The 20,661-nt window shown below is 69.9% G+C and carries 19 protein-coding genes; 6 read left to right on the top strand and 13 right to left on the bottom strand.

The genetic code is table 11. From position 1 onward, the window contains the following. Positions 1-32 precede the first annotated feature (32 nt). A complete protein-coding gene (locus OHA58_RS33085) occupies positions 33-1,256 on the bottom strand; it encodes a cytochrome P450 (RefSeq protein ID WP_405483343.1) in 1,224 nt (407 codons plus the stop codon). 113 nt (positions 1,257-1,369) lie between these two features. Then, positions 1,370-2,251: an MBL fold metallo-hydrolase gene (locus tag OHA58_RS33080; protein ID WP_405483341.1), complete on the bottom strand. Its 882-nt coding sequence runs from the start codon at positions 2,249-2,251 to the stop codon at positions 1,370-1,372. Positions 2,252-2,658: 407 nt separating this feature from the next. Between OHA58_RS33080 and OHA58_RS33075 the strand changes: the two genes are divergently transcribed. Further along, positions 2,659-3,168, top strand: coding sequence for a transglycosylase SLT domain-containing protein (locus OHA58_RS33075; RefSeq protein WP_405483339.1), 510 nt, complete (start codon positions 2,659-2,661; stop codon positions 3,166-3,168). Between the two features lie 67 nt (positions 3,169-3,235). After that, positions 3,236-4,372 carry an LCP family protein gene (locus tag OHA58_RS33070; protein WP_405483338.1) on the top strand — a complete coding sequence of 379 codons (1,137 nt, stop codon included), beginning with the start codon at positions 3,236-3,238 and terminating at the stop codon, positions 4,370-4,372. Between the two features lie 19 nt (positions 4,373-4,391). Here OHA58_RS33070 and OHA58_RS33065 read toward each other — a convergent pair whose 3' ends face one another. After that, entirely contained in the window at positions 4,392-4,838 is a 447-nt protein-coding gene (locus OHA58_RS33065; protein WP_405483336.1) for a hypothetical protein, read from the bottom strand. A gap of 104 nt (positions 4,839-4,942) precedes the next feature. Here OHA58_RS33065 and OHA58_RS33060 point away from each other — a divergent pair, with 104 nt between their 5' ends. Beyond that, entirely contained in the window at positions 4,943-6,004 is a 1,062-nt protein-coding gene (locus OHA58_RS33060) for a nitrous oxide reductase family maturation protein NosD (RefSeq protein WP_405483334.1), read from the top strand. Positions 6,005-6,056: 52 nt separating this feature from the next. Next, a complete protein-coding gene (locus OHA58_RS33055; RefSeq protein WP_405483333.1) occupies positions 6,057-7,085 on the top strand; it encodes a methyltransferase in 1,029 nt (342 codons plus the stop codon). An 88-nt stretch (positions 7,086-7,173) separates the two neighbouring features. Here the strand turns inward: OHA58_RS33055 and OHA58_RS33050 are convergent, their stop codons facing one another. The 7 genes from OHA58_RS33050 to OHA58_RS33020 form a co-directional block, all read right to left on the bottom strand. Then, a complete protein-coding gene (locus tag OHA58_RS33050) occupies positions 7,174-7,506 on the bottom strand; it encodes a TcmI family type II polyketide cyclase (protein ID WP_227293243.1) in 333 nt (110 codons plus the stop codon). 31 nt (positions 7,507-7,537) lie between these two features. Beyond that, positions 7,538-8,014 carry an SRPBCC family protein gene (locus OHA58_RS33045; RefSeq protein WP_405483331.1) on the bottom strand — a complete coding sequence of 159 codons (477 nt, stop codon included), beginning with the start codon at positions 8,012-8,014 and terminating at the stop codon, positions 7,538-7,540. Between the two features lies 1 nt (position 8,015). After that, entirely contained in the window at positions 8,016-8,276 is a 261-nt protein-coding gene (locus OHA58_RS33040; protein WP_405483329.1) for an acyl carrier protein, read from the bottom strand. A gap of 26 nt (positions 8,277-8,302) precedes the next feature. Continuing rightward, positions 8,303-9,550, bottom strand: a complete 1,248-nt coding sequence (locus OHA58_RS33035; protein WP_405483328.1) for a ketosynthase chain-length factor — start codon at positions 9,548-9,550, stop codon at positions 8,303-8,305. Continuing rightward, a complete protein-coding gene (locus OHA58_RS33030) occupies positions 9,547-10,815 on the bottom strand; it encodes a beta-ketoacyl-[acyl-carrier-protein] synthase family protein (RefSeq protein ID WP_405483326.1) in 1,269 nt (422 codons plus the stop codon). Before OHA58_RS33030 ends, OHA58_RS33035 begins: the two co-directional genes overlap by 4 nt. Further along, positions 10,812-11,291 (bottom strand): cupin domain-containing protein, encoded by a 480-nt coding sequence (locus OHA58_RS33025; RefSeq protein ID WP_405483325.1) that lies wholly within the window; start codon positions 11,289-11,291, stop codon positions 10,812-10,814. The genes OHA58_RS33030 and OHA58_RS33025 overlap by 4 nt, the downstream gene beginning before the upstream one ends. A gap of 66 nt (positions 11,292-11,357) precedes the next feature. Then, a complete protein-coding gene (locus tag OHA58_RS33020) occupies positions 11,358-12,482 on the bottom strand; it encodes a SchA/CurD-like domain-containing protein (RefSeq protein WP_405483324.1) in 1,125 nt (374 codons plus the stop codon). A gap of 230 nt (positions 12,483-12,712) precedes the next feature. Here OHA58_RS33020 and OHA58_RS33015 point away from each other — a divergent pair, with 230 nt between their 5' ends. Beyond that, entirely contained in the window at positions 12,713-14,404 is a 1,692-nt protein-coding gene (locus OHA58_RS33015; protein WP_405483322.1) for an FAD-dependent oxidoreductase, read from the top strand. 15 nt (positions 14,405-14,419) lie between these two features. Here OHA58_RS33015 and OHA58_RS33010 read toward each other — a convergent pair whose 3' ends face one another. Beyond that, a complete protein-coding gene (locus OHA58_RS33010) occupies positions 14,420-15,190 on the bottom strand; it encodes a class F sortase (RefSeq protein WP_405483321.1) in 771 nt (256 codons plus the stop codon). A 222-nt stretch (positions 15,191-15,412) separates the two neighbouring features. Beyond that, positions 15,413-16,432, bottom strand: a complete 1,020-nt coding sequence (locus OHA58_RS33005) for a hypothetical protein (RefSeq protein WP_405483320.1) — start codon at positions 16,430-16,432, stop codon at positions 15,413-15,415. A gap of 715 nt (positions 16,433-17,147) precedes the next feature. On the opposite strand from OHA58_RS33005, the gene OHA58_RS33000 reads away from it, so the two are divergent. Further along, positions 17,148-18,536 (top strand): MFS transporter, encoded by a 1,389-nt coding sequence (locus tag OHA58_RS33000; RefSeq protein WP_405483318.1) that lies wholly within the window; start codon positions 17,148-17,150, stop codon positions 18,534-18,536. Between the two features lie 138 nt (positions 18,537-18,674). Here OHA58_RS33000 and OHA58_RS32995 read toward each other — a convergent pair whose 3' ends face one another. After that, positions 18,675-20,618, bottom strand: coding sequence for a helix-turn-helix domain-containing protein (locus OHA58_RS32995; protein WP_405483316.1), 1,944 nt, complete (start codon positions 20,616-20,618; stop codon positions 18,675-18,677). Between the last annotated feature and the right edge of the window lie 43 nt (positions 20,619-20,661).

The raw sequence follows: 20,661 nt of genomic DNA, 5'->3' as shown, positions 1-20,661 counted from the left end.
GACCGGTCAACTGCCGTTCCCGGCCGCGTGGTTCACGCAGTGACGGGCGTGAACTGCACCGGCAGGGACTGCGGGCCGCGGGTGAACACCCCTTGTTCCACCGGGTCGAACCCGTCGGCGAGCCGCACGTCCGGCATCGCGTCGAGGAGCTGGCCGACGCCGATCTCGACCTCGGCCTTGGCGAGCAGCGCGCCGACGCAGAAGTGCCGGCCGAGCGCGAAGGACAGATGGTCGGCCGCCGCCGAGAACGCGTTCGTGGCGGTGAGGTCCTCGCGGAAGATGTCGAAGCGGTCCGGCTCCGTGTAGCGGTCCGCGTCGCGGTTGGCGGCGCCGATCAGGCAGGTGACGGTCGCTCCCGCGGGGATCGTGCCGCCGCTCACCTCCACGTCGGTCGCCGACTGGCGCATGATCATGTGGACGGGCGGGGTGTAGCGCAGCGTCTCGGCGAAGGCGCGGGCGATCAGCGTGCGGTCCTTGCGGACGGCGTCGAGCTGCTCGGGGTGGGTGAGCAGGTTGGCGAAGATGCTGGCGATGGCCTTGTCGGTGGTCTCGCCGCCGGCCGCGAGGAGCAGGCTGCAGAACGCCTTGATGTCCTCGTCGCTCATGCGGACGCCGTCGACCTCGGCGGCGCAGAGCGAGGAGAGCAGGTCGTCGCCGAGGTTGTCCCGGCGCTGCCGGATGATCGGGATCATGTACTCGGCGAACTCGACGCGGGTGCGCTCACCGGCCGCCGCGACGTCCTTGTCCCCGGACAGGTTGCCGAGGAACGCGATGACGGTGGTGTACCAGCCGTGGAAGCGCGCGTGGTCCGCCTTGTCCAGGCCCAGCATGTCGGCGATCACGTTGACGGGGAAGCGGGTGGCGTACGCGTCCACGAGGTCGACGGAGCCGGTGGCGCGGAACGTGTCGATCAGTTCGCGGGAGTTGCGCTCGATGACCGGCAGGAACTTCTCCTGGAGGTCGCTCCCGCGGAACGCCGGTGCGACGAGGGCACGGCGGACCGCGTGCTCACGCCCGCTGAGCTGGAGGATCGTCTTGCCGTGCACCGGCTCGATCTGCCAGTTGTAGTTGTCCGTCGTGAACTGCGACTCCTTGTCCTTGAAGACGCGCTCGACATCGGCGTACCGCGAGATGACGTAACTCTGCGTGGCCTCGTGCCAGATGAGCGGAGAGTGCTCACGCATGGCCGCGTAGGCCGGGTACGGATTCTCGGCGAACTCCGGCGACAGTATGTCGGGGACCTGTGCGGTGGACATGAAGCTCCCTCGGTGAGTAACAGGCAACGCCCACCAGGTTATTGATCATCCGTCGGCGGAGACAGACCCCCTCATGGATTGCCGGTGACGGCCCGCGTGGTAGGCCGGGGCGCTCAGTCGTCCGAGCGGCAGATGATGAAGTCGGGGAAGACGTGGCGGCCGGGCCGGTCGCCGATCTCCTCGATCGCGCGGCGGATGTCCCGCAGTTGCCCGACTGTCATCTCCAGCGGTGGCTCGTCCGGCTGACAGGTCGTCAGGACTGGGTAGTCGACGCCCGGCTTGCTGCTCATCTCGATGTGGCAGCCCAGCACATGGGTGACCGTACGAGTGGCCGCAAACTCGACCATGCGATCGATGGACTCGGTGAACGCCGCCCAGTCCTCGACGTACAGCCGCCCCGGATACACCGTGTCACCGGTGAGCAGGAACCCGGTGTGCGGGTCGTAGTACGTGACGGCCGCCGCATGGTGGCCGGGTGTGGCCAGACACTCCAGCACGCGGCCGCCCAGGTCGACGCGGGCCACTCGGCCTTGGTCGTCCGCGAACCCGAAGAACTCCCAGGCACTGTCACGATCCGCCCCGACCACGCGCGTGTGGGGCCGGTCGGCGAACTGGACGTCTCCCGCGACATGGTCCCCGTGGGCGTGCGTGTGCAGGACGAGGAGTTCGTAGGTGTCCCGGGGGTGCCCGGCCAGCCAGTCCTCGATGAGCTCGTCGACGACCCGGCGCAGGGGAAAGTACTGGGCGGACGCGGTGGCTCCCGTGTCGATGAGTACGGCGCGTGCGTTGCCGAACAGCAGAAACAGGAACGGTGCCTCGTAATGCACGGCCATGTTCTGGCGCAGGACGACCGTGTGCTCGTCATAGGGGTGCACCTGGATGTCCGGGTCCGTGTTGTGCTTCGCCGACTCCGATCCATGGATCCAGCGCACGTCCAGCGCGTGCGGCACGGGCCCCTCGGTCACGAAGTCGACCTGCCGCGCGGTTCCACCCATTCCGCCTCCTTAAGAGAGTCGCCCTGCGAGGGCATCATCCTGGCCTCCGAACCGGGCTGAACGCGTGACCTGGGTAACACGGAGGGGGGTCGAGCCTGTGAAGCACCCCATAGGAGCCAGATCACATACTAAAGGCGATAGTGGCCCGTGGGGCCGCCCAGAAGAGCATAGAAGGCGCTCCATCGGGTCATTTCGGACATTTCTCCGATGTGGGGTAGTACGTCACATCCTTGCGCCCTCTCCCGGGCATCGCTAACTATGGCTGTCGTCCCGGAGAGCGGGTCGGAGCACGAGCGAAGGCGCTCGCTCCGGACCCCCGGGTCAGGACGCGGATCCCGACTCCGCTCCAGGCGCCACCACACAGGCCGGCGCCGCACGATGTCCCCGAACATGAAGAGGTAACCCCGTTGACCTTCTCCACCCCGATCACCGCTGCCGCCCGCCCCACCCGCTTCAAGCGCGCCACCGTCACGGTCCTGGCCGCCGCCGGTCTCGCGGGCGCCGCACTGACCTTCGCCCCGTCCCCCGCGCAGGCCGCCGAGCCCACCGCGGCGCCGAAGGCCGCTCACTCGGTCTCGACCAAGAAGGCCACCGACGGAAACAACGTCGACGGCTGGATCAACGAAGCCCTCAAGATCATGAAGGCCAAGGGCATCCCCGGCTCCTACGAGGGCCTGCACCGCAACATCATGCGCGAGTCCTCCGGCAACCCGAACGCCGTGAACGGCTACGACGTCAACGCGGTCAACGGCACCCCGTCCAAGGGCCTGCTCCAGGTCATCCAGCCGACCTTCGACGCCTACCACGTCGCCGGCACCTCCAAGAGCCTGACGGACCCGGTCGCCAACATCACCGCGGCCGCCAACTACGCCGCCAACCGGTACGGCTCCATCGACAACGTCAACTCCGCGTACTGAGCCGTCGTCACCACACGCCGTAACTGATCCACGGCACATCTCAACCCTCGAACGGAGGGCAGCCCCCATGCCGCACACCAGCGGAGACGAAGGGCACGCGCCCTCAGCCAATGCCCTTGACCACCCCGACTACGGGCCCGCGAACCTGCACCGCTCACGAGGCAGGTCACGCAGGAAACGGCTGCGCGTCACCACGTGCACCGCACTCGGCGCCGTCCTCATCGGCGGCGGTGGCGTGGCCTACGCATGGTCGCACCTGAACGGAAATCTCAAGGGCACGGACATCAACGCCGCACTGGGCAAGAACCGCCCGGACGCGGGCCACGACGGAGCGATGAACATCCTCCTCCTCGGCTCCGACTCACGCGCCGGCACACACGGCAAATACGGCCGTGGCGTCACCGGCGCCCGCTCGGACACGGCAATGGTGCTGCACGTCGACAAGAGCCACAAAACGGCCTCCGTCGTCAGCATCCCCCGCGACACGATGGTCGACCGGCCGCAGTGCACGAAGCCGTCGGGCGCAACGGCGCCGGGCGAGCATCAGTCGATGTTCAACGCGGCGTACCAGGTGGGCGGTCCCGCCTGCACCGTGAAGACAGTGGAGAAGATGTCGGGCGTCCGCATGGACCACTACCTCGAGGTCGACTTCAAGGGCTTCCAGAAGTTCGTCGACGAGCTCGGCGGTGTCGACATCACCACCCACCGGGCCATCAAGGACGCCGGCAGCCACCTGTCCCTGAGCGCCGGCAAGCACACCCTCAAGGGTGAACAGGCTCTGGCGCTCGTGCGGACCAGGCACGGCGTCGGCGACGGCAGCGACCTCGGCCGGATCCAGCTCCAGCAGACGTTCATCAAGGCACTGATCCACCGCGCCGAATCGATCGGCGTGGTGAGCAACCCCGCCAGGGCGTACGAGCTCGCCGACACCGCGACCAAGACCGTGAGCGCCGACTCCGGTCTCGCGTCCGCGGACAAACTGCTCGGCCTGGCGAAGGACCTGAAGGGCATCAGCCCCGACCACATGAACATGATCACGCTGCCCGTCCGCTACGACGCCCAGGACGCCGGCCGCGTCCTGCCGCTGACCAAGGCGTCCCACCAGGTCTGGCAGGCCCTGCGCGACGACCGCCCGATCCCCAAGTCCGCGACCGACAACTCGGTCGCCGCGCGAACCGACTCACCGGTGACCGCCGGCGCCTAGCGCCACTCGACCCGTGCCGTCACGGCAGGTCGGTGCGGCCCAGCCAGGCCGGCTTCACCGGCACCCCGTCCGCGTACCGGTCCACGGTCGGACCCGAGGGCGCCGGAGCGGCGTCCTCGGGCGGCGCGGCGGGCAGGGGCGCGGCGTCCTCGGGTGTCGGCACGGGCGTCGGCTGCGGCTCGGGCGGCGGCGCGGCGCTGTCCTTCACCAGCTCCGCGACCGTGAAGCGGGAACTGAAGGACTGCCAGGCACCGTCGACGACGAGCAGGAACCCGTCGGCAGTACGGAAGACGCGACTGCGCTTCGGACTGCGGGGATGCTCCGGCGTGTAGCGCCCGATCCACTCCCCCAGCTCCGCCAGGGCCTCTTCACGCGAGCCCTCCACATGCGCGAGCACGGACGCCTCCATGTGCTTGCGCTCCCCCGTTCCCACGGTCATCTCGACGATCAGCCCCCAAGTGGCCATGCGCCGCCCCCTTTCCGCTCGTTCGGCTCACCCACAGCGTAGGCGGCTGCCCACCTGGGCGATCAGCGGTGGCGGGCCGGAACACCCGCTCGTAGCTTCGCCATATGACCAAGCGACAGATTGCGTACCTCGCATGCACCGCGGCCGTCGTCGCGTCGGGGGTGGGGGCCGCGGCCCCGTCGGCCGACTGCCGGACGGTGCACCGGGTGAACCCGGGCGAGTCGATCCAGAAAGCCGTGAACACGGCAAGGCCGGGAGACGTCATCGTCCTCTCCCCCGGCACCTACCACGAGAGCGTCAGCATCAACGTGTCCGGACTGACGCTGCGGGGCGCGAGCGCCCGGTCCACCGTCATCGTCCCTGACGCGGCGTCCGCCGACAGCGCATGTGCCAAGGCCGGCAACGGCATCTGCGTCACCGGGACCAAGAGCAAGCCCGTCGAGCACGTCACCGTGCGCTCGCTGACCCTTCGCGGTTTCAAGAAGAACGGTCTGTTGGCGACCGGGACCGATCGCCTCCGGGTCGAGGGAGTGACCTCCGAGAAGAACGGCCAGTGGGGCATCGCCCAGGAGAGGTCCGTGCGCGGGGTGTTCCGCCACGACATCGTCGAGGCCAACGGTGACGCCGGCCTTTTCCTGGCCAACACGATCGACGCCGAGGAGGGGGCCCCGAACTCCAAGGCGGTGATCAGCAACAACCGTCTGCTCGGCAACCGGATCGGCGTCACCGTGCGGCGGCTGCGGAACGTGGCCGTCGACCACAACGAGGCGACCGGCAACTGCGCCGCGATGATGCTCGTGGGTGACGAGAACAAGCCGCGCCCCGGCGCACTGAAGGTGCGCAACAACTACGTCCACGACAACAACAAGTACTGCGCCGCGACCGCGCGCCTGCCCTACCTCCAGGGGTCGGGCATCGTCCTCACCGGCGTCGAGGACTCGCTGGTGGCGGAGAACAGCGTCGTGGACAACGTGGGCAAGGCCCCGATGTCGGGCGGCATCGTGCTCGCCAAGAACTTCAAGGGTGCCCTCAACCAGCGCAACGAGATCCGCGACAACGTCGTGATCGGCAACGGCACGGCCGACCTGGCCAGCCAGGACAAGGGCAAGGGCAACACGTTCCGCGACAACGCGTGTGCGGTCTCTGTGCCCGCCGGAATGTGCTGAGGGCCGACGCCATGCCCGCACACCCATCACGCCAGCAGAAGCGAGGCAACAGATGACGACCGTTGATGAGGCTCCCCAGTCACCCATGCGCCTGCGGGAGCTGGTTTTCGGGGCCGCGTGCGCCGCCGCCGTACGCGCGGCCGCCCGCCTGGGCGTGGCCGACGCCCTGGGCGACACGCCCATGAGCGTGGAGGACCTGGCGGCCGAGGTGAAGACCCAGCCGTTGACACTGCGCCGACTGCTGCGCGCACTGTCCAGCCAGGGCGTCTTCACGGAGCGCCCGGACGGCACGTTCGCGCACACGGACATGTCCCGGCTCCTACGCGAGGACGACCCGCACAGCCTGCGCTACATCGCGCTGTGGTGCACCGAGCCGTGGACCTGGAAGGTCTGGCCGAAGCTCGACGAGGCGGTGCGCCACGGCCGCAACGTCTTCGAGGACGTGTACGAGAGTGAGTTCTTCACCTATCTCAACCAGGAGGCTCCCGAGTCGGCGCACGTGTTCAACCGCGCCATGACGACGTCCAGCGAGCAGTCCGCGCGCGACGTCGCCGCCCTCCTCGACCTGGAGGGCGTGGCCTCGGTCGCGGACATCGGCGGCGGTCACGGGCAGGTCGTGGCCAGCCTGCTGGAGAAGCACCCCGACATGCACGGCACGCTGCTCGATCTCCCGGGGGTGGTCGAGAACGCCGATCCGCGCCTGCGCGAAGGCGGTTCGCTGTCCTCCCGGGTGCGCATCATCGCCGGTGACTGCCGCGAGGACATCCCGGTCCAGGCGGATGTCTACATCATCAAGAACATCCTGGAGTGGGACGACGACAGCACCCGCAGGGCGCTGGCCAACGTCCGCAAGGCGGCGCGGCCCGGTGCCCGCGTCATCGTCATCGAGAACCTCGTCGACGACACCCCGTCGATGAAGTTCACGACGTCCATGGACCTGCTGCTGCTCCTCAACGTCGGCGGCGCCAAGCACACCCGGCTGAGCATGGTGGAGCGGCTGACGGACGCGGGTCTCGTCCTCGGCGAGGTCCGTCCCGTCAACGCGTATCTGCACGCCTTCGAGTGCACCGTGCCCGCCTGACCCGCACACGGTCTCCGGACACAACCCGAGGCCGCCGGCTCCGCGTCTGACGCGGGACCGGCGGCCTCGGGTTGTGTCGTGCCCTCAGTCAGGAGGGGTTGTTCCGGTCCCAGTGGTAGAAGCGGTGCGCCATGGCGTCCTTGGGGCTGCGCCATGTCTGCGGGTCGTACGCGCTGACGTACGCCGACAGCTGATCGCTGACACTGCGGAACTCGGGGTGCCCGGCCACCTGCGCGATGGCGGGCGCCGGGTCCTCGTCAGACTCGATGAGGTGCAGGTACACGTCGCCGAACTGGAACAGGCTGCGGCTGTTGACGCCGATCAGGCGCGGGAGCTCACCTCGGTCGGAGGCGGCGAACACGTCGGAGATCGCCGGCGCCGAACCGGGCGCCATGCGGGCGACGATCAGGGCGTGATGCATCGGGTTTCCTTCCTGGACGGGCGGTCGGCGATCAGCGGGGCACGGCGGCCTTCTGGCGGTCACGGGCGACGCGCTCGATCCGGTCGCGGATGAGGCCCATCTGCGTGACGGAGTTGCGGTTGATGTTGTCCGTCATCCAGGCGTCGTCGACCGGGGCCTCGGGCTTCATGGCGAAGTCCTGCACCCAGTCCATACGGGTGCCTTCCGGGGTCTCCGTGTAGTCCCACCGGATGTCCATGTGCGCGAAGGGCCCGGTCTCGACGCGGCGGGCACGCACGGTCCGCTTGGCGCGGTCCATGGTCCGCTCCGAGACCCAGCTCCAGACCTTCCCGTTGTCATCCGGGTGCATGGTCAGGCGGAAGGTCGTCGTGTCGCCCTCGCGGGAGAGCACTTCGAGGGACGCGTACTCGCTGAAGAGCTGCGGCCAGTTCTCGATGTCGTTGGTCATGTCCCAGACGAGGTCGAGGGGGGCGTCGATGGTGATGCTGTTCTCTGTGTGTCCTGACATGTCAGGCTCCAGCCTTGAGGGTGCTGTTGACGAGGTCGAGGAACTCGCGGGGCGTCTTGCAGCGCTCCGAGTCCTGGGGAAGCGACTGGCCGTACCGGTTCTCGAGCTCGCCCACGATGCCGAGCAGGCCGAGGGAGTCGAGGCCGACGGAGTCGAACGGGTAGTCCGGCGACTGCCTGAGTTGCTGGGGGTCCACGGTGACTCCGGCCGCCTTCTTCATCAGGCCGGCCAGATCGTCGAAGGTCAGTTCTGCGGTGATCATGCGGGTGTTCTCCTTCCCGCCCGGTCCTACCGGGCGGAGTCGCCACCGCGGCGCACTACCAGCGCCGCGTTGGAGCCCATGAGTCCCCTGCTGAGGACCAGGGCCGTGCGCAGCTCGGCGGGGCGAGCGCGAGACATCACCAGGTCGAGGTCGTGGCAGATGTCGAACACGTTGGGTGTGGGGGGTACGAGGCCGTTCTCCATGGCGAACACGGCGGAGACGACGTCCAGGACGGGCGCCGCGCAGTAGGCCCGCCCCGTACCGGTCTTGGGTGCCGTGACGGGGACGCGGCTGCCGTGCGCACCCAGTGCGTCGGCGATGGCCAGCGCCTCGGCGCGGTCCGCCTCCGGTACGCCCATGGCGTCGGCGAAGACGACGTCGATCTCCTCCGGGGCGCAGCCCGCCTCGTCGAGGGCACCCTTGATCGCTCGGGCGAGCCCCTCTCGGGACTCCTCCCAGCGGGAGGCGCCGGTGAAGGTGGCCGAGTGGCCGGCCACCACGGCCCGGATGTCCGTCCCCCGTTCGCGGGCGCGGGTCTCGTCCTCGACGACGAGCATCGCGCCGCCCTCGGCGGGCGCGAACCCGCGGGCTCCCTTGGTGAAGGGCAGGTAGGCCCGGTCGGGGTCCTCGGCGGTGCTGAGCTCGGGGTAGCCGAGCTGGCACACCATCGAGTACGGGGCGAGGGGTGCCTCCGCGGATCCGACGACCATGGCGCCGGTTCCGCGCCGTACGGTGCGGGCCGCGTGCGCGATGGCGTCCAGACCGCCCGCCTCGTCGCTCGCGACCACTCCGCACGGCCCCTTGAAGCCGCTCCAGATGGAGATCTGTCCGGTGCTGGCGGCGTAGAACCAGGCAATGGACTGGTAGGGGCCCACGAATTTGGAGCCCTGACCCCAGAGCTTCTGGAGCTCCCGCTGTCCGAACTCACCACCGCCGGAACCGGCCGCGGTGACCACGCCGATGGAGTACGGCTCCGCGGGGTCACCGCGGCCGATCCCGGCTTCGTCGAGAGCGAGCGCCGCAGCGGCCATACCGAAGTGGGTGAACCGGTCCGTCTGGACGAGGAACCGCTCCTCGATGAGGCCAGCGGGATCGAAGCCGCGGACCTCACCACCGACGCGGAGCGGCATGCCCTCGCATCCTTCGCGGGTGATCCGGTCCAGGGCGCCGAGGCCCTCCCGGACGGATTTCCAGTACGCGTCGGCGCGCAGTCCGTTGGGCGCGATCACACCGATCCCGGTGATGGCCGCGCCGCGGGCGCGTTCACTGCTCATCGTGTCCTCCCACCTGGTTCGGTCAGGAGCACCGCGGACTGGAATCCGCCGAATCCGCTGCCGACGGAGAGCACGTTCCGCAGCTTTCGCGGGCGTGCGGTGCGCGGTACGTAGTCCAGGTCGCACTCGGGGTCGGGGGTCTCGTAGTTCGCCGTGGGCGGCACCACCTGGTGCTTCATGGCAAGGACGCAGGCGACCACCTCGATCGCGCCGATCGCGCCCAGGGAGTGGCCCACCATGGATTTGATGGAGCTCATGGGTGTGTCGTAGGCGTGAGCTCCCAGGGACACCTTGACCGCGGCCGTCTCGTGGCGGTCGTTCTGTCTGGTGCCCGAACCGTGGGCGTTGACGTAGTCGATCAGCGTGGGGTCGATGCGGGCCTGGCCGAGCGCGTTGTCGATCGCCCGGGCCATCTCCAGGCCTTCGCTGGTCAGACCGGTCATGTGGTAGGCGTTGCCGTAGGTGGCGTAGCCGCTGAGCTCGCAGTAGATGTGCGCGCCGCGCGCACGGGCGTGCTCGTAGTCCTCCAGGACGAGCACCGCGGCGCCCTCGCCCATCACGAAGCCGTTGCGCTCGGCGTCGAAGGGGCGGGAGGCGTGCTCAGGGTCGTCGTTGTTGGGCGACGTCGCCTTGATGGCGTCGAAGCACGCCATCGTGATCGGGGAGATCGGCGAGTCCGACGCCCCGGCGATGCAGATGTCGGCGCGGCCTTCCTCGATGGTGTGGAAGGCGTAGCCGACCGCGTCGAGCCCAGAGGTGCAGCCGGTGGATACCGTCTGCACCGGGCCCTGGGCACCGAACTGCTCGGCGACGACCGAGGCGAGTGTGCTCGGCGAGAACGCCATGTGCAGTTTCGGTTGGGCCGCGCGGTGGTCCACGTCCCACCGCTTCCCGCCCTCGCTGACCAGCACGTAGTCACGCTCCAGGCGGGTGGTGCCGCCGATGGCGCTGCCGAGGGACACCCCGATGCGCCAGGGGTCCTCGACCCCGGTGTCGAGTCCGGAGTCCTTGACGGCTTCGTCGGCGGCGATGACCGCGAACTGGATGTACCGGTCGGCGTGTTCGACCAGTTCCGGGTCGAGGCCGTGCGCGACCGGGTCCAGGTCGCACTCGGCGGCGATGCGTGAGCGCAGGCCCACCGGGTCGAAGAGCGTGATGCCGCGGGTCGCGGTACGGCCGTTGGCGAGAAGGTCCCAGAAGGCTCTCGCCCCGATACCACCCGGGGCGACTACACCGACTCCGGTGACAGCCACCCGCCGGGTCACGTTATGGCCCCACTACGCTCGGACGGCTGTCCGTGTCCTGGCGCGGTCAGGTCCGGACCACCGGTGATGAACCCGGGTCCGTCCTCGGCGCCCTCGGTCACCTCCGTGTCGACGTGGCCGAGGCTGGGGCGCGGGGCGAGCGGGCCGAGGTGGAAGACCATACGGGCCTCCACGTCGCCGACGTTGCGGAAGCGATGGCGCATGTTGATCGGGATCAACAGGCCCTGATCCGGGCGGAGTTCATGCGTCTCGCCGTCCAGGTCCACCTCGAGGGCGCCGTTGACGACGTAGACGAACTCCTCCGAGTACGGGTGGTAGTGCTCGCCGATGCGCTCGCCGGGCTGGACGAGGGCCAGGCCCATGAACCCGCTCGTGGAGCCGACCGTCGCGGGCGTGAGCATGGCCCGCAGGTCACCTCCTCGCCGGCGGTTGGGTTCGGTCTCGCTCAAGTCCACGATGCGTGGATTCTTGGTCATGGTTGATACCTCCGGGTGCGGCGGTGGCGTCCGGGGCAGCGCCCGCGGACACCCCGCAGTTGTCCGTCAGGAACCCGCCGAGCTGCGGTCGGTGATGGGCATCATGTCGGCGTGCGACAGGAGCCGGTTGATGTTGCGCTCCGTCTGCAGGGAGCCCTCGACGCCGATCGCGGCGCCGTCGAGGAGCTGCTCGAGCTCCGCGCTCTTCTTCGCGCCCTTGAGACCTAGGGAGGCGACGGGGTCGCTGTCGAGCTCACCGGTGATGTCGATGAGGCGCACCACGATGTCGTCGCGCTGGAAGACGGTGCTGCCGTACACCGGGTTGTCCGGGTCGTCCGCCGCGGTCGCGTCCTGCTCGGCCAGCAGCCGGGCCAGGTCCATCCCGCGCCCCTTCTTGGCCGGGTAGTACAGGGCGTGACGCCGCAGGTCGCGCGGTTCCGGAACATCGGACACCACATGGTGGACGGCCGGGAGCGCGGCCCGGGTGAAGAAGACGCGCGCCGAATCGGCGTCGGACAGGTCCCGGTGCTGCTCGAGGTAGGGGTTGATCGCTTCCTCGACCGCCTGCACCTCGGGCTGGCGGGCGACGTGACGCAGCGCGGCGAGGAGGTCTCCCTCCACCTCCACGGCACGCACGACGCGGTTGCCGTGCATGAAGAGCGAGGTGCGGCGCAGGCGGGTGGTGTCGTCGACCTGGGCCTGGGGCGACTGATACCCGGCCAGGATCTCCGCGACCTTCGACTCGGAGCCCGGCTTGACGGTGAAGGTGAGGGCGTGGCGGGCCGCGCCGTCGCCCACCCGGGCCGCCACCGCGTTCGCCGCCGCCGGCGCCGGCGTGACCGGCTCGGCGGGGTTGGTCTCCCGGAGGATGCTGTAGCGCATCGACCGGGTGTCCTTGACGCAGCTGTGCATCGGCCTGACGGTCTCGACATGCTCCTCGCTGTTCACCCAGGCGAGGAAGGGCGGGGCGCTCTCCCACTCGCTGGTGATGAGCCACTGCGAGGGGTTCTCGATCGACTGGCAGAGCTGGTCGCTGAGGTGACCGGGCACGGACGCGACCTGATTGCGCATGTGCTCGTACGCGTCCAGGAACTGCTGCTGGGCTCCCTCGTACAGATCGAGCAGGAGGATCACTCGCAACCTGGAGCCGTCGAAGGCCGACTGCGATATGCGTCCTGAGATGGGGGTCATACGGCGCACCTCTCCTCTTCCTCACAGAAGATCAGGAACGACCACCGCGTCCGAAATGCCGGGGTCGCCATGAGCCGATCGTCGATCGGGCCCCCGGGGGGCGCGATCCACAAGCGCCGGACGGGTGACCAAGGCACCCGTCCGGGTGCTCCGGGGGGCGAAGCGACGCGGGGAGGCATGGACTGTGTTCCAACCCCCGACTCACCCGCGGCTGCGGCTGGAGGCAATCAATGAACCGATCGGAAGAGGCCCCCGAGGGCGCTCAACACGTGCCGGTACTCATAGTCGGCGGCTCCCTGGTGGGCCTGTCGACCTCGCTGTTCCTGGGGCGTCTCGGCGTCCCGCACATGCTCGTGGAGCGCCACTCGGGCACGTCGATCCATCCCCGCGGGCGCGGCAACAACGTGCGCACGATGGAGTTGTTCCGGGTGGCCGGAATCCAGCAGCGCATCGAGGACGCCGCATCGGTCCTGGCCGACAACCACGGCATCCTGCAGACGCCGACCCTGGTGGGCGACGCCGGCGAGTGGCTGTTCAAGGAGATCGACCCCGGTGGCGGGCTCGCCCGCTTCAGCCCCGGCGGATGGTGCCTGTGCAGCCAGAACGACCTCGAACCCGTACTCCTGGAGAGCGCGCGGGAGCTGGGCGGGGACCTGCGGTTCCACACCGAACTGATGTCGTTCGAGCAGGACGCCCAGGGTGTGACCGCGCAGCTCAAGAGCCGCGACACGGGCGAGCACACCACCGTCCGGGCGGACTACCTCGTCGCGGCGGACGGCCCGCGCAGCCCCATCCGCGAGCGGCTCGCCATCGGGCAGAGCGGCCCGGGCGACCTGTTCCACAACGTGAGCATCACGTTCACCTCGCGCGGCCTCGCGGACGCCGTCGGCGACCGGCGCTTCATCGTGTGCTACCTCACGAACCCGGAGGCCGACGGCGCCCTGCTGCCGGTCGACAACCGTGAGCACTGGGTGTTCCACGCTCCCTGGCACCCCGAGAACGGTGAGACGCTCGAGGAGTTCACGGACGAACGCTGCGCGGAACACATCCGGCGGGCCACCGGAGTCCCGGACCTCGATGTGCAGATCACCGGCAGGGCCGCCTGGCACGCCGCCGAGCGGGTCGCCGAGCGGTACTCGGACCGCCGGGTGTTCCTCGCCGGCGACTCGGCCCACGAGATGTCCCCCACCGGGGCGTTCGGCTCCAACACCGGTATCCAGGACGCGCACAACCTCGCCTGGAAGCTGGCCGCCGTCCTTGGCGGCTGGGCCGGCGCCGGTCTACTGGAGTCCTACGACCTGGAGCGCCGGCCGGTCGCGGAGGCGACGAGCGCCCGCGCCTCGACGCGATCGGTCGAGCACAGCCACCCGGGATACACCCCCAACCCGGAAGCCGGCGGACCTGGCGGACCTGGCGGACCGGGAGCAGGCGGACCCGGCGGCAAGAAGGGCGGAATCCTCAACGTGGCGCTGGGCTACCGCTATCCGCGCGGCGCGGTCCTCGGCGCCGACCCGGCGACGCCTGTCGTACCCGAGGGAATGCGGCTGACCGGCGAGCCCGGGAGCCGCGCGCCCCACATGTGGCTGAACCGCGCCGCCACCCGGGTCTCCACCCTCGACCTGTACGAGCGGTCGCTGGTGCTCCTGAGTTCGGGGGACGGCGACGGCGCGTGGCACAACGCGGCCACGGCCATCGCGCAACGGATGGCCGTGCCGCTCGACTCGTACCGCATCGGCAGTGGGCCCGACGCGGAGCTGTCCCCCGTGGGCGACGTGGACTGGGCGGAGACCCACGGTGTCGCCCCGGGGGGTGCGGTCCTCGTCCGCCCCGACGGGTTCGTCGCGTGGCGGTCCGAAGGACCGTCGGCGGATCCCGGGAAGGAACTGCGGGACGCCCTCATGGGAGTCCTGGACCGGGACTGACAACTCCCGTCGGCCTCAGACAAGATGGGCGAAGACCACCAGGTTGTCGATGTAGTCCTTCTTGACGCGGTCGTAGACCCCGGTGCAGGTGATCAGCCGGACCTGGGCCTGAGGCGTGTCCCCGTACACACGCTCGTTGGGGAAGGCGTCCTTCGCGAACGTCTCGACGCTGTCGACCACGAAGGAGGCCGTGCGCGAGTCGTCCCTCTGGACGGTGAAGGTGTCTCCCGTCTTCAGATTCCTGAGGCCGGCGAATACCGCGGCGGACGTCTTCGTGTCGACATGCCCGGCGATGATCGAGGTACCGGTCTCACCCGGGGACACGCCGTCGGCCATCCAGCCGACCAGGTTCGTGTCGGCGGCGGGCGGAGGCTGCAGCTGGCCCGTGGGGCCGATGGCGAGCTCGGTGAAGGGGGCGTCCACGCCGATCTTCGGGATGAGCAGCCGCGTGGGCTTGGCCCGCGGCAGATGCTTTCCGACGGGGGACACGGGTGGCGCGGGCGGCTCTGACGGCGCGAGCGGCGCTGACGGCACCGGTGGCTCTGCCGGCACGGGTGGCTCTGCCGGCGCGGGCGGCGCGGCGTCCGAGGACGGCGCGTACGCCGCCGCGGGCGGCCGCGACGCACCGGAGGAATCGGAGGTGTCTGACGACGTCTCATTACCGCCGAACAGACTCACCGCCAGGATGACGATTCCGACGGACCACACGATCCACGCGCCGATGCGGGATCGGCGCCCGGGCGGCACGGACTCGGTCTGATCGGGGGAAGGCAACCGGGCTGCCATCTGGCATCACCTCACTGGAACGAGCAGATCGGGAACAGCACAAGAAGTCGGGAACAGCACAAGAAGATCGGGATCAGGAAAAGGGTCCGGTAACAGCGCAAGCGCGGTCCGGGACCGCGCAGCCAGGTCGGGGGCTTCAAGAGGGAACTACGCAAAAGAGAAGGCAGCCGGGCCGCCGCGACGTGTTAACGCGGCGGCCTCGGCCGCTATGACGGGCACCGGTCAGGACGCGTCGGACGCGCGCTTACGGCGCATCGCGAACGCGCCGGCCGCGGCGACCGCGAGGACCGCCATGCCGCCTGCCGTGACACCCGCACTCGGCGTGGCGAGCCCGCCGCCACCGGTGTGCATGCCGCCACGCGGCTTGCCGTAGCCGGAGCCGGAGCCGGAGCCGGAGCCCCACGAGTCCTTGCCGTAGCCCTCGTCGTCCTTCTTGTAGCTCTCCGGGTCGTACTTCTCCTTGTCCTTGGTCCAGTCGTCGTCGTTCACCAGGGTGAGGGCGCCGCCACCGGCGTGGATGCCACCACGCGGCTTGCCGTAGCCGTCGCCGCGCTCCTTGCCGCCTTCCTTGCCGTAGCCGCCGCCGTGGTCTTCCTTGCCGTAGCCGCCGCGCTCGTCCTTGCCGCCCTTGTCCCCGTGCCCGTCCGAGTCGCCCTTCTTGTTCTCGTCCTTGCTCCAGTCGTCACCCTTCACCACGGAGAGGGCGCCACCACCGGCGTGGATGCCACCACGCGGCTTGCCGTGGTCCGAGCCGTAGCCGCCGCCGTGGTCGCCCTTGCCGGAGCCGCGCTCGTCCTTGCCGTAGCCGTCGCCGCGCTCCTTGCCGCCCTTGTCCCCGTGCCCGTCCGAGTCGCCCTTCTTGTTCTCGTCCTTGCTCCAGTCGTCACCCTTCACCACGGAGAGGGCGCCACCACCGGTGTGCAGGCCACCACGCGGCTTGCCGTGGTCCGAGCCGTAGCCGCCGCCGTGGTCGCCCTTGCCGGAGCCGTGGTCTTCCTTGCCATAGCCGCCGCCGTGGTCGCCCTTGCCGGAGCCGTGGTCTTCCTTGCCATAGCCGCCGCCGTGGTCGTCCTTGCCGGAGCCGCGCTCGTCATTGTGGTTGCTGTCTTTGTCGTGCTCCGCGCTGTAGGAAGAGTCATCGTTGTCCCAGTCGCCTGCGGCGGCGGCGAACGCACCAGGAGCAGCGATGGCGAGTGCGGCCGTAGCCGTCGCGGTAGCGAGGAGCATGCGGGCAGTACGCATCGTCGTAGTCCTTCCGCCACGGCCGAGCCACTGACGATTTGTCAGCTCGAATTACTCGGCCCCGACCTCATCACCGTCAGCCACATCCAGCCCGCGCACCACTCGACCCGCCCGCCCCGCTAATGGCCGCGCCGTCACCCAATCGGCCTCCAATGGCTCAACCCGGGGGCAAGTCACAGATCCTGACCAGGCATTTCGCCACAGGGGTCTCCGTGACTTCCGGCTCGCAGATCACTGCGGGCACAACCCGATCGGCCCCGACACGACTGCACGCACCTGGCCCATCCGAACCAGCGGCCCGGCGCACCCCGATCGCTGACGACGGGTCCGATCCCCACGCCCTCATCGCTGACGCCCAGTTCGATCCGGCCGTTCCTCTTCGCTGACGAGGCGTCCGACCCGCGCCCGCCCTGATCCGTGACGACGGTCCGATTCGCCGGTCGTCATCCCTGACGACGGGTCCGATCCCGACGCCCTCGTCGCTGACGATCAGTCTGATCCGCCTGGCCCAGTGACGGGGGAGGCTCATGGGCGTCGCGCTGTCGCGACACGCCGACGCGCACTGAACTTGACGCTGCTCACCGTCTCCTCATGGTGGCTCCCCGCATAGCACCGCCCAAAACTATGGTGCCCCACCACATGTGCCGTTGACCTGCGTCTTTCTACCTTGTGCCGACACGTACCCGTCCCCGCCCAACGCCTGGAAGTGGTCCACATGGCCTCCGCAGCAACCGCTCCCCCACCGCCCGCGAGCCTCCGGCGGATCGTCGCCGCGAGCCTCATCGGCACCACGATCGAGTGGTACGACTTCTTCCTCTACGGCTCCGCCGCCGCACTGGTCTTCAACAAGCTCTTCTTCCCCAACACCGACCCGCTCGTCGGCACGCTCCTCTCGTTCCTGACGTACGCTGTCGGATTCGCGGCGCGGCCGCTCGGCGCGCTCGTCTTCGGGCACTACGGCGACCGCTTCGGCCGCAAGAAGCTGCTGGTCCTGAGCCTGCTCATGATGGGCGCGGCGACGTTCGCGATCGGCCTCCTGCCGACGTACGCCACAGTCGGCGTGGCGGCTCCCGTACTGCTCACCCTCCTGCGTCTGATCCAGGGCTTCGCGCTCGGCGGTGAGTGGGGCGGCGCCGTGCTCCTCGTCTCCGAGCACGGGGACGCCAAGCGGCGTGGCTTCTGGGCCTCCTGGCCGCAGACCGGAGCGCCCGCGGGACAACTGCTCGCCACCGGCGTGCTCTCCTTGCTGACCGCGCTCATCTCCGACTCCGCCTTCACCTCGTGGGGCTGGCGCATCCCGTTCCTGCTGTCCGGCGTCCTCGTCATGGTCGGACTGTGGATACGTCTCTCTGTCGATGAGTCACCTGTCTTCAAGGAGGCGCTGGCCCGGGCCGAGGCACGCAAGGCCACGGAGGGCGGCGCGAGCGAGAAGACGCCGCTCGTCGCCGTACTGCGCCATCACTGGCGCGACGTCCTCGTCGCCATCGGCGCCCGCATGGCCGAGAACATCAGCTACTACGTCATCACCGCCTTCATCCTCGTGTACGCCGTCACGTCGACCGGTGTCTCCAAGCAGACCGCGCTGAACGCCGTACTCATCGCGTCCGCCGTGCACTTCGCGGTCATCCCGGCGTGGGGCGCGCTCTCCGACCGGATCGGCCGCAGGCCGGTGTACCTGATCGGGGCCGCGGGCGTGGGCCTGTGGATGTTCCCGTTCTTCTCGCTCATCGACACCGGGGGCTTCGGGAACCTGATCCTCGCCGTGACCGTGGGCCTCGTCCTGCACGGGGCGATGTACGCACCACAGGCGGCCTTCTTCTCCGAGATGTTCGCGACGCGGATGCGCTACTCGGGCGCCTCCATCGGCGCGCAGTTCGCCTCGGTCGCCGCCGGAGCGCCGGCGCCGCTCATCGCCACGGCGCTCCTCGTGGACTACGACAGCTCCACCCCGATCGCCCTGTATGTGATCGCCGCCGCCGTCGTGACGCTGATCGCGGTGGGCGTCGCGAAAGAGACCAGGCATCGCGACCTGGCCCAGATCGAGGAGGACGGCGCCGGCGAGAAGTCGGCCGCGGCCCGACCGGCGGACGCCCGCACCGCCTGACCCGGCAACCGCTCCCCCCGGCCCCCGTACGCACCCCGCGTACGGGGGCCTTGCCGTCACACGACACACCGAGCACCAAGCACGGAGCGCTGAGCACTGCGCACCGCGACCCGCGACCCGCGACCCGCAACCCGTCCGTCAGCCCGATATCGCCCCGGCCAACCTGTGCAGCCGCAGCGCGAGTTGGATCTCCAGGGCACGCGCGGGCGACTGCCAGTCCGGGCCGAGCAGGCGCCCTATTCGCTCCAGGCGCTGCGCCACCGTGTTCACGTGCACGTGCAGCGCGTCCTTGGTGCGGGCCGGGCTCATGCCCGAGGCGAAGTACGCGTCGAGCGTGCGCACGAGGTCGGTCCCCCTGCGCCGGTCGTACATCACGACCTCGCCCATGGTGCGTTCCACGAACCCGGAGATGTCCCGGCTCTCCGCGAGGAGCAGGCCGAGAAAGCCGAAGTCCTCCGCGGCCGCGCCCTCCCCCGCTCTGCCGAGCAGGCGCAGGGCGTCCAGGCAGCGCTGCCCCTCCGCGTAAGCAGCGGCGACAGTGTCGGTGCGGTTGGCCAAGTCCTCCACGGGGGCCGACGCGCCGACCGTCACCTGCTCGTGGACCGCGGAGGAGAGGTGCTTGGCGGTGCGGCGGGCGAGGTCGGAGGCTCGGTCCGCGGCTCTCAGGGGAAGCAGCAGGACCGTTCCCCCGTCGCGCGCGGCGGCGAGCCCGTGCCGAGTGGCGGCGAGGTGGGACGCGGCGGACCACAGGCGGCGCCGTGCGGCGGCCTCATGTTCGGCGTCGGCGCCCGGGGTCTCCAGGCGCGCGGCCAGGACCACATGGGTGGCGTCCAGGTCGGCGTGCAGCCGCGCGGCGCGCTCCCGCAGCAGTCGCGGGTCCCGGTCCCGCGCGTCGAGCAGATCGTCCAACAGCTCGCCCCGTACGCGCTGTTCGGCCTCGGAGGCGGAGCGCCGGGCGAGCAGCAGGAGCGAGGTGACCATGGCGGCGCGCTCCAGGGTGCGCTGGTCGACGGGGTCGAGTCCCGGGTGGCCGCGCAGCACGAGCGCGCCGAGGAGTTCGCCCCCCGCCGCGACGGCGGCGACCCAGTCGTCCCCGTCCCGCACGGCGTGCCCGTCGGCGCGCGAGGCGTCGAGGGGTTTGTCGGGTGCGGTGACCGCGTCGGCGAACTCCACTGTCCCGTCGAGGACTTGGGACACGGCGGCCGCCACGTCGTGGACGCCGCCGCCCCGCAGGACGAGTTCGGCGAGGCGGTCGTGGACGTCGGACGCGCGCTCGATGACGTCGCCGCGGTCCCGGATGATCTCGTTGGCGCGCTCCAGCTCGCCGAGCGCTGCCCGGGTCTCGGAGAGCAGGTTGGCGGTGTCGATGGCGGCCGCGGCGAGCGCCGCGAACGAGCCGAGCAGCGCGATCTGCTCCCGCTCGAAGACCCGAGCGCGCCGGTCCGCGGCGAACAGCACGCCGATGACATGGGGGCCGAGCATCAGAGGCACGCCCAGGATCGCGACGAGACCCTCGTCGTGGACACCGGTGTCGATGGTGCGCGTGTGCTTGAAGCGGACGTCCTGCGCGTAGTCCGCGGTGACGTACGGCCGGGCGGTCTGGGCGACGAGTCCGCCGAGGCCCTCGCCCATGCCGAGCCTGAGCTGCTGGAAGCGCGCGGCGACGGAGCCCTCGGTGACTCGCATGTAGGTGTCGCCCCTGGCCGGGTCGTTCAGCGTCAGATAGGCGACGTCCGTGCCGAGGAGGGAGCGGGCGCGCTGCACGATGGCCTGGAGGACGGCGCCCAGGTCGCGCAGGCCCGCGAGATCGTGCGCGGTCTCGAAGAGCGCGGACAGCTCCGCCTCGCGGCGGCGCCTGCCTTCGAGGTCGGCTCGGACGCGCAGGGCGAGTCCCTTGGCGTGTTCGAGGGCGTCGATCCGCGCCGGTGGCTCGCCCTCGGCGCGGGCGACCAGCACGGGCTGTTCGTAGGCGTCGGCGGACGCGCCCCGGGCGAGGAGCTCGAGGAACGGCGCCTCGGCACTCGATGCGGGGCGTTCAGAGCCTGCGGGGCCTGACGGGGACTGTGCTGGATCGTGCGACATGCTCAACAGGATTACCCGTCGTACGGCCGGCCCCGCCAGCCCT

It is taken from the genome of Streptomyces sp. NBC_00009 (assembly GCF_045040855.1).
Lineage (GTDB): Bacteria > Actinomycetota > Actinomycetes > Streptomycetales > Streptomycetaceae > Streptomyces > Streptomyces aureus.
Note: the sequence above shows the minus strand (reverse complement) of the source record. Positions and strands in the feature narration are given on the sequence as shown.

Excerpts from the sequence above, each read along its gene's own strand:
- OHA58_RS33025 (WP_405483325.1), bottom strand. The coding sequence starts at position 11,291 with ATGACCAAGAATCCACGCATCGTGGACTTGAGCGAGACCGAACCCAAC.
- OHA58_RS32995 (WP_405483316.1), bottom strand. The coding sequence starts at position 20,618 with ATGTCGCACGATCCAGCACAGTCCCCGTCAGGCCCCGCAGGCTCTGAA.
- OHA58_RS33065 (WP_405483336.1), bottom strand. The coding sequence starts at position 4,838 with ATGGCCACTTGGGGGCTGATCGTCGAGATGACCGTGGGAACGGGGGAG.
- OHA58_RS33010 (WP_405483321.1), bottom strand. The coding sequence starts at position 15,190 with ATGGCAGCCCGGTTGCCTTCCCCCGATCAGACCGAGTCCGTGCCGCCC.
- OHA58_RS33020 (WP_405483324.1), bottom strand. The coding sequence starts at position 12,482 with ATGACCCCCATCTCAGGACGCATATCGCAGTCGGCCTTCGACGGCTCC.
- OHA58_RS33045 (WP_405483331.1), bottom strand. The coding sequence starts at position 8,014 with ATGTCAGGACACACAGAGAACAGCATCACCATCGACGCCCCCCTCGAC.
- OHA58_RS33060 (WP_405483334.1), top strand. The coding sequence starts at position 4,943 with ATGACCAAGCGACAGATTGCGTACCTCGCATGCACCGCGGCCGTCGTC.
- OHA58_RS33080 (WP_405483341.1), bottom strand. The coding sequence starts at position 2,251 with ATGGGTGGAACCGCGCGGCAGGTCGACTTCGTGACCGAGGGGCCCGTG.
- OHA58_RS33005 (WP_405483320.1), bottom strand. The coding sequence starts at position 16,432 with ATGCGTACTGCCCGCATGCTCCTCGCTACCGCGACGGCTACGGCCGCA.
- OHA58_RS33035 (WP_405483328.1), bottom strand. The coding sequence starts at position 9,550 with ATGAGCAGTGAACGCGCCCGCGGCGCGGCCATCACCGGGATCGGTGTG.
- OHA58_RS33070 (WP_405483338.1), top strand. The coding sequence starts at position 3,236 with ATGCCGCACACCAGCGGAGACGAAGGGCACGCGCCCTCAGCCAATGCC.
- OHA58_RS33040 (WP_405483329.1), bottom strand. The coding sequence starts at position 8,276 with ATGATCACCGCAGAACTGACCTTCGACGATCTGGCCGGCCTGATGAAG.
- OHA58_RS33055 (WP_405483333.1), top strand. The coding sequence starts at position 6,057 with ATGACGACCGTTGATGAGGCTCCCCAGTCACCCATGCGCCTGCGGGAG.
- OHA58_RS33000 (WP_405483318.1), top strand. The coding sequence starts at position 17,148 with ATGGCCTCCGCAGCAACCGCTCCCCCACCGCCCGCGAGCCTCCGGCGG.
- OHA58_RS33015 (WP_405483322.1), top strand. The coding sequence starts at position 12,713 with ATGAACCGATCGGAAGAGGCCCCCGAGGGCGCTCAACACGTGCCGGTA.
- OHA58_RS33050 (WP_227293243.1), bottom strand. The coding sequence starts at position 7,506 with ATGCATCACGCCCTGATCGTCGCCCGCATGGCGCCCGGTTCGGCGCCG.
- OHA58_RS33085 (WP_405483343.1), bottom strand. The coding sequence starts at position 1,256 with ATGTCCACCGCACAGGTCCCCGACATACTGTCGCCGGAGTTCGCCGAG.